The organism is Candidatus Protofrankia californiensis (genome assembly GCF_900634765.1).
GTDB classification, from domain to species: Bacteria; Actinomycetota; Actinomycetes; order Frankiales; family Frankiaceae; genus Protofrankia; species Protofrankia californiensis.
Map to the genome: position 1 here is coordinate 7,805 of NZ_CAAAFT010000460.1, position 7,784 is coordinate 15,588.

Genomic DNA, 7,784 nt, shown 5'->3' on the forward strand with positions numbered 1-7,784 from the left:
AGCGAGGTCTCCGTCGAACGGTCGTGACGTCGGCCCGACGTCGTCGGGCCGGCCAATCCCCCTTCTCCTGCGGTCGGCTGGCGTCTCGTGATGCTAGCCGAGTTACCTCACTGTGAGTGGTCCGTGCCGGTGACAGGCGTGCCCGTGGTCTTTGGGAAAGCGGGATCGCGAGACATTAGTCCACGGTCGGCTCGGTCAACGTCCGCGGCAGTTTCTGCCGTTTGAGCAGCAGGGCGTTCACCGCGACCAGGACGCTGGACCCGGACATGGTCAGCGCGGCGATCTCGGGTCGTAGCGTGAGCCCGACGAGGGGTTCGAAGACGCCGGCGGCGATCGGGAGCGCGACCGTGTTGTAGCCGATGGCCCAGGCCAGGTTCTGCCGCATCTTGCGGACAGTGGCGCGGCCGACGAGCAGGGCGGCGGGCACGTCCAGCGGGTCGGAGCGCATGAGCACCACGTCCGCGGTCTCGATCGCCACGTCGGTGCCCGCGCCGATCGCGATGCCGAGGTCGGCTTGCGCCAGCGCCGGGGCGTCGTTGACGCCGTCGCCGACCATCGCCACCCGCCGGTTGCCCGCCTGCAACCGTGCGACCTCGGTGGCCTTGTCGCCCGGCAGGACCTCGGCGATCACCGTGTCGATGCCGAGTTCCTTCGCGATCCGCTGTGCCGTGCCCAGGTTGTCGCCGGTGAGCATCACGACCTCGACTCCGGCGTCGTGCAGGGCGGCGACCGCCGCCGTGGCGGTCGGCCGCGGTGTGTCGGCGAGCCCGACGAGGCCGGCGATCCGCCCGTCGACCGCCACCAGCACGGCCGTGCGCCCGTCGGCCGCGAGGGCGTCCAACCGGTGGGCGGCGTTGCCGAGCGCGACGCCCTCGGCCCTCATCAGCCGGCTGTTGCCGACCGCGACCCGGTGTCCGTCGACGGTGGCCACCGCGCCTTGCCCGGGGACGTTGGTGAACGCCTCGGCCTGCCGGCGGGGCACGCCGCGTGCGTCGGCGTGGCGGGCGACCGCCGCCGCGAGCGGGTGCTCGGACTCCCGTTCGACCGCGGCCATCAGCCGCAGCAGGTCCTCCTCGGGGAGGTCGATCGTCTCGACGTCGGTGACCTCGGGCTCGCCTTTCGTCAGGGTGCCGGTCTTGTCCATGACGACCGCGGTGACACCGGCAGCGGTCTCCAGCGCGGTCGCGTTCTTGAACAGGACGCCCCGGCCGGCGCCCAACCCGGTGCCGACCATGATCGCGGTCGGGGTGGCCAGACCGAGGGCGTCCGGGCAGGTGATGACGACGACGGTGATAGCGAACAGCACCGCCTCCTGCGCCGGCCGGTCGGTGGCGAGCAGCCACACCAGCAGGGTGGCGAGTCCGCCCACGAGAGCTACCAGGACGAGCCAGAACGCGGCCCAGTCGGCCAGCCGCTGGCCGGGAGCCTTGCTGTTCTGCGCCTCCTGGACCAGCGATACGATCTGCGCCAGGGCGGTGTCGGCGCCGATCTTCGTGGCCCGGACCCGCAAGGTGCCGGTGGTGTTGATGGTGGCACCGATCACCTCGGAACCCGGCGCCTTGTAGACGGGCAGGCTCTCGCCGGTGACCATCGACTCGTCGACGTCGGACTCGCCGTTGACGACCGCCCCGTCGATCGGGATCTTGCCGCCCGGCCGTACCAGCAGGAGGTCCCCGACGACCACCTGTGCGGTTGGCACCTCGACGGGTTCGCCGTCCCGTAGCACCAGCGCCTTCTCGGGCGCCAGCTCCAACAGCGAGCGGATCGCGTCGTTGGCGCCGCCGCGGGCGCGCATCTCGAACCAGTGGCCCAGTAACACGAAGGCGGCGAGCACGGTGGCCGCCTCGTAGAAGACCTCGCCGCCGCCGGTGAGGGTGACGACCAGGGAGTATGTCCAGCCGGTACCGATCGCGACGGCGACGAGGACCATCATGTCAAGGGTCCGCGCGCGCAGCGCTCTGACCGCCCCGTCGAAGAAGATCCACGAAGCCCAGAAGATCACCGGCAGGCTCAGGACCAGCTGGAACACGTCGTCGCGCAGCCCGAGCGGCGCGGGAACCTCGAAGCCGAGCACGTCCCTGCCGATCGCCGACCACAGCAGGATCGGGACCGAGAAGATCGCAGACGCCAGGAAGCGGTTGCGCATGTCCGCGGCCATCGCGGCCATGGACATGTCGCCGTGCCCGCCGTGGCCCATCGCGTCGTGCGGAGAGGCGACCGGGGTCCGGTCTTCTCCCGGCCCGTGGCCGTGGTGCCGGGCCGGCGGTTCGTGCACGGGGTGCGCCTCGTGGGTGGCAGGTGCGTGATGGCGGTGCGACCCGCGTGCCGGGACGTCCGGGCGGGGCACGACCTGGTCGGACCGCAGTTCGACCGCGCCCCGCGCGTCCGGTGCCCTCGCGGGCGAGGCCGGGACGGACGCGACCGGCGCGTGTGCTGGTGGCCGCCGCGGTTCGGCGAGGGGATCGCAGACGTGCGCCGGGACGGACAGGCCGTCGCAGTGGTACCCGCAGTCGCGAATCCAGCCCGCCAGCTGCGCCGCCGAGGTCTGTTCCGGGTCGAACCGGACCAGCGCGGTCTGCGCCACCGGGTTCGCCGCTACCTCGACCACCCCTGGACGCCGGCCCAGCACGGCCTCCACGCGTGCCTTCTCCGTCGCCCACCGCAGCCCGGAGACCTCCAGAACCGCGGTCGACGTCCGACCGTGGTCCGCCTGTGAAGACATGACCGACTCCTTCCCGCTAACGACCACGTCGGGACGCGCTCCGACCCGGAGCATGTACCTATACCCCTGGGGGATATAGGTATGGACGGGAGTGCGGGCGGGCGGAGGGCGGGCGCCGAGATCGACAACAGGTGGTGGAAATCACCCGTGCTGCGTACGGAGGCGGCGCGAGGCGAGTGCTGCCGGCGCTGTCCGTACCGGGTTCTGCCGCGGGGCTTGTAGACCGACAACACCATCGGCACGAGCAGCACAAGTTCGCCGCCCGCGGCGTGCACGAGCAGCGAGATCCGCGCCTGCCGCAGGTCGGCGGCGGACAGCGTCGCTGTCGTCGCGACGTCCGCCAGGAAGCTGATGGGACCGAGCTGCATGACGAGGACGACGGCGGCCAGGACGGTGACCAGCAGTTTCGCCAGGACCCAGTAGTGCCGGAACAGGCCCCAGGCCGTGCCCAGCGACTGGACGACCCCGGTGACGACCGCGGCGGCGGCCGTCGGTACGACCACGAACCAGGCGATCACCTCCATCTCGAGGTAGCAGGCGCGCACCGTCTCCGCGTCCGTGCTGGTCAGACCGGCGACGGCGAGCGCGAGGAAGCCGCCGACCGCGCCGATCCACCCGACCGAGGAGACGACGTGCGCGGTGAGCGCGGCCCTACGGAGCCCAGGCGTCATGATCATGAGTGGGTGCCCCCGGCCGACGGGTTGCCGCCGCCTCCCGCGGCGGTCAAGGCCGCCGCAGGAACGGGCGCGTGGTCGCCGTCCGAATGGCGGCCGGGACCGTTGCCACCGCCGCCGACGAACATCGTGACGACGGCCAGCGCGATCAGGGCCGCGATGACGATCCCCAGGATCTTCACCCAGCGTGGCGGGCCGGTGGTCGCGCCGTGGTCGGGCCGCTCGTCGGCGACGAGTGCTGGCTGGGGGTCGGGCGACGGCTGGTCGACCATGCCATGTCCTCCGCAGGTGCGTGCGAGCTCTGGCGGCTCGCGATCGACCGCACTTTATCGAGACACTTTGTCGGTATCAACTCAGGCTGTTCACTCGGTGGCGCCTCGTACACTTCGAGTGTGCCGAAGCTGTGGAACGAGACGATCGACGCGCACCGCCGGGCGGTGCGCGAGGCGACCTTGGACGCCGCCGCGGCGCTGGTAGCGGCGCGGGGCCTGGCGTCGGTCACGATGTCGCAAATCGCCGAGGAGACCGGCATCGGGCGCGCCACGCTGTACAAGTACTTCTCGGACGTCGACTCGATCATGGCCGCGTGGCACGAGAGGCAGGTCGCCCGCCATCTGGAACACCTCGCGGCGGTCGGCGGCCGGGCCGGGGACATCGGGGCGCGGCTCGAAGCGGTGTTCTGGGCCTACGGGCTCATTTGTCACGAGCACCACGGCGGTGAGCTCGCCGCGCTCCTCCATCGTGGGGATCACGTCGTCCGAGCCCAGGAGCAGCTCAGCGAGTTCGTCCGGGGCATGCTGGCCGAAGGCGTCGAGACTGGCTACGTCCGGGACGACGTGCCACCCGGAGAGTTGGCCGGATACTGCCTCCACGCCCTCACCGCGGCCAGCGGCCTGCCCTCGCACGACGCGGTCCACCGGCTCGTCGCCGTGACCTTGGCCGGCCTGCGACCCCGCGCCGAGAAGCCCGGGACGCTGGGCCACGACTCCGCCCCACCCCACGCGCCAACCGCGCCGCCGGGTTCGCCCTCGCGGCCGAGCCCGCGCAGGTCGCTGACCCCCACGCCGCCAAGTGGCACGGGACCGGACGCGGGCTGAGAGCGGCGGACCGCCGACCCTTCGTCATCTACTAAGCCCCGTAGTAAACATTGCGAATCGACCCCTCATCCGGTGTCGAGCCGCAGAATCTCCCCCTCGACCGCGCGGCGAAGGTCCACATGGATGTTGGCCGTGAACTACCGAGCATGAGGGCGCCGGTCGCTGTCGCCGTCCCCCTGTCGGCAGCGCCGCAGGGCGCCGCGGTCGGTCACCGGCAACCCGGTCATCTACTACATGCAGTAGTGGTTTAGCGTAGCCTTCGGCCACTCACGCCGGACCGCATGCCGATCCTGCCCCGGTCCCGGCGCTCCCTTCGACACGCAGTCGGGCAGGAAAGGGTTCCGTCCTTCCTCCGGGCGCCGCGCCTGGCGACGCCGTTGGAGGGAAGCCGGACACAGCAGCCGGTGTGCGCCGCCGTACGAGAAGGAGCCCGCGACGTCGGGCGTCGCAGCCAGCGCCTTCTCCACGGGACGCCAGCCGGCGCTCGGCCGAGAGCCCTTCGGCACCCTCGTCCGCCGTCGCGGAGGTTCGGTGAATCTCGCAACTGTTCTCGTGACCGGCCTGTTCGCAGGCGGGGTCTCCTGTGCCGCGGTACAGGGCGGCCTGCTGACCGGTCTGATCACCCGGCAGCGTGCCGCGGCAGCGGGACCAGCCCAGCTACCCGGTCACCCGCCAGTCCGAGGCCGCCACTCGGCCCGTGTCCAACGCGCGCCGACCCGGCCAGGGAGGCGGTCGCCGCAGGCAGGTCGGGAATCGGACTGGCGCGCGCAGCTCGGCGACGACCTAGCGCCGGTCGGCGGGTTCCTGGCCGGCAAGCTGGTCTCGCACGTCCTGCTCGGGGCGCTGCTGGGAGCGGCTGGCAGCGCGGTGGAGCTCTCGGTCGACGCGCGCACCTGGCTACAGATCGGCGCCGGCCTGCTGATCATGCTGTTCGGTCTCGCCCAGCTGGGCGTACCGGGATTCCGCCGCGTCGTCGTCGAGCCGCCCGCTTCGTGGACGAGGATCGTGCGCAGGCGCGCCCGTTCTCAGGCCGCCCTGGCACCGGCGCTGCTCGGCCTGGCCACCGTGCTCATCCCGTGCGGCGTGACGCTGTCGGTGGAGGCGCTCGCGCTCGCGTCCGGGTCCGCGCTGGCGGGCGCGGCCACGATGGGGGTGTTCGTCCTCGGCACCGGCCCGCTGTTCGCCGTCCTCGGCTACGCCGCCCGCAAGGCCGCGACCGCGTGGCGCAGCCGGCTGGCCGTGGTCACCGGACTGGTCGTGCTGGCGATGGGGCTCTACACCCTCAACGGCGGCCTGCAGCTCGCCGGCTCGCCGCTGGCCGCCAACCGGCTCGCCGAAACCCTCGGCCTTTCCCGGCCGCCGGCGGCCGACACGTCCGCCGCCTCGACCGCCGAAGGCCGCCAGACCGTGGAAATCACCGCCCACGCCGACTCCTACAGCCCAGGCAACGTCCAGGCGCAGGCCGGTGTGCCCACCACGCTGGTCGTGAACTCGGACAACGTGCAGGGATGCATCCGGTCGTTCGTCATCCCCGACCGCGACGTCGAGGAGATCCTGCCCGCCCAGGGCGACACGACGATCGACCTGGGCATCCTGGAGCCCGGCCAGCTGCGCTACGCGTGCGGCATGGGCATGTACACCGGGCTCATCACCGTCGCCTGAACACGTCCTCGATCGAACAAGGAGAACGGGAGTACTACAGTGCCCGCCACCACGCACACGTTCCGCGTCGAAGGAATGCACTGCGGCAGCTGCTCGCTGCTAATCGACGACGCGCTGGAGGACCTGCCGGGCGTGCGCAGCACCCAGACCGCCCTCAAGCAGAAGCGCACCACGGTCGAGCTCGACCTCAGCCAGAACAGCCCGCAGGACGTGGTCAAGGTGATCGAAGAACTTGGCTACCGGGCTTCGCCACTGCCGTGACGGACCCGCGCAGCGGACACGCGAGCCGGCCACACGCCATCGAGGATGAAGCTCCGGTTGGACGACACCGCGAACATCCGGCCAGGGAATGGTCCATCGCTACGACGCCTACCACCGGTCCGCATGACTACCGCGCCGCCCCGCCTGACCACGTGAGGCGAACCGTGGACGGTCCACCGACCGCACCGCTCGTCATCCGCCGGACGGGGCGCCACGCGGCACGCAACACGGTCCCGGCCGGGAGGTCGTCGCCGCGGCCGGGCGCGGCCTCCGAGCCGCTCCGCTCGGAGACCCGGCGTGGACACGAGCGGATCGAGGGCCCCCGTCCGTCTTCGACGTCGTACACCGACTCGTCCCCGTTCCAGGCCGAGGCCGCAGGAGGGACACGCACGGCGGGTCGGAGGCGAGCCGAGCCTCGGATCATGACCGACATAGGGGCAGACAGGATCGTGGCGGCGTTCGCCTCGCTCGGCGCCGCCGTCACCCATGTCGCGGTCGCGCCGAGCCACTTCGGCGACTGGCCGCTGTCAGGGGTGTTCTTCTTCGCGACCGCGATCGTCCAGGCGGGCTGGGCCCTCGCCGTGATGCGGGGCGGCGGGTGGCGGACGATGGTGGCGGGCCTGCTGGTCAACGCGGGGGCGTTCCTGCTGTGGGCCGTCAGCCGGACCTCCGGGCTACCCGTCGGCCCCCACGCCGGCATGCCCGAACAGGTCGACAGAGTCGACCTCACCACGGTCGCGTTCGAGGTGGCGGTCTGTGTCCTCGCGCTGTGGTGCCTGTGGTCTCGGCACTCGCGCGGGTTCCGCTCGTCGTTCAGCGCGGCCGTCGTGATCGGTACCGCTGGCGCCGGGGTCGCCGGCCTCGCGGTGCCCGCGGTCGAACTCGCCGGTTCCCACAGCCACGGCCACGAGATGACGGACGAGTCCGCCCCGCACTCCCACGGTCCGGACGAGGAGCACCCAGCGACCCCGCACGGCGGCGAGGGTGGGACGACCCACACGCCGCCGCCGACGGGTGCAACCATCGCACCGGAGCAGCCGTCGCAGCCCGCGCCGAGCCACACCCATGCCCCCGGCGCCGCACCTCACGACGACTGAGCTACCCGCGCTTCCCGCCGCTGGCCCGCCACCCAGGACGGCGTGGTCGTCGTACCAGGGTGCCGGGCCACGGACGCGCGGCGGCGATCAACGGCGGAACCCGTGCCCGCGCGAGATCTCCCTCCCGCACCGCGACTTCCAGGAGTCCTGCCGTTCGCAGGTCCACCGGCCAGCCGTCGCCGACGGGCCGCCCGTCCGCCAGCCCCCGCACCATCTACCGCGCGTTCCTTCTGGCAGTGCAGCGAAAGCCGTACACCCTTCCCCTGAATAC

At 72.0% G+C, this 7,784-nt stretch carries 6 protein-coding genes and 1 pseudogene; 4 read left to right on the plus strand and 3 right to left on the minus strand.

The features are described 5' to 3' along the window. Window positions 1-175: 175 nt before the first annotated feature. Window positions 176-2,722, minus strand: coding sequence for a heavy metal translocating P-type ATPase (locus tag DD1DGNOD_RS23785; RefSeq protein ID WP_131767006.1), 2,547 nt, complete (start codon window positions 2,720-2,722; stop codon window positions 176-178). Window positions 2,723-3,395: 673 nt separating this feature from the next. Further along, a complete protein-coding gene (locus DD1DGNOD_RS23795) occupies window positions 3,396-3,668 on the minus strand; it encodes a hypothetical protein (protein WP_206443389.1) in 273 nt (90 codons plus the stop codon). 120 nt (window positions 3,669-3,788) lie between these two features. On the opposite strand from DD1DGNOD_RS23795, the pseudogene DD1DGNOD_RS23800 reads away from it, so the two are divergent. From DD1DGNOD_RS23800 to DD1DGNOD_RS23815, 4 genes and pseudogenes are all read left to right on the plus strand, one after another. After that, window positions 3,789-4,352, plus strand: a pseudogene (locus DD1DGNOD_RS23800) (TetR/AcrR family transcriptional regulator); the annotation flags it as partial. A 672-nt stretch (window positions 4,353-5,024) separates the two neighbouring features. Then, entirely contained in the window at window positions 5,025-6,155 is a 1,131-nt protein-coding gene (locus DD1DGNOD_RS23805) for a sulfite exporter TauE/SafE family protein (RefSeq protein ID WP_241251534.1), read from the plus strand. 39 nt (window positions 6,156-6,194) lie between these two features. Beyond that, window positions 6,195-6,416, plus strand: coding sequence for a heavy-metal-associated domain-containing protein (locus DD1DGNOD_RS23810; protein WP_131767008.1), 222 nt, complete (start codon window positions 6,195-6,197; stop codon window positions 6,414-6,416). Between the two features lie 422 nt (window positions 6,417-6,838). Further along, window positions 6,839-7,513: a hypothetical protein gene (locus DD1DGNOD_RS23815; RefSeq protein WP_131767018.1), complete on the plus strand. Its 675-nt coding sequence runs from the start codon at window positions 6,839-6,841 to the stop codon at window positions 7,511-7,513. Between the two features lies 1 nt (window position 7,514). On the opposite strand, the gene DD1DGNOD_RS23820 is transcribed toward DD1DGNOD_RS23815, so the two are convergent. Then, a complete protein-coding gene (locus DD1DGNOD_RS23820) occupies window positions 7,515-7,727 on the minus strand; it encodes a hypothetical protein (RefSeq protein ID WP_131767009.1) in 213 nt (70 codons plus the stop codon). Between the last annotated feature and the right edge of the window lie 57 nt (window positions 7,728-7,784).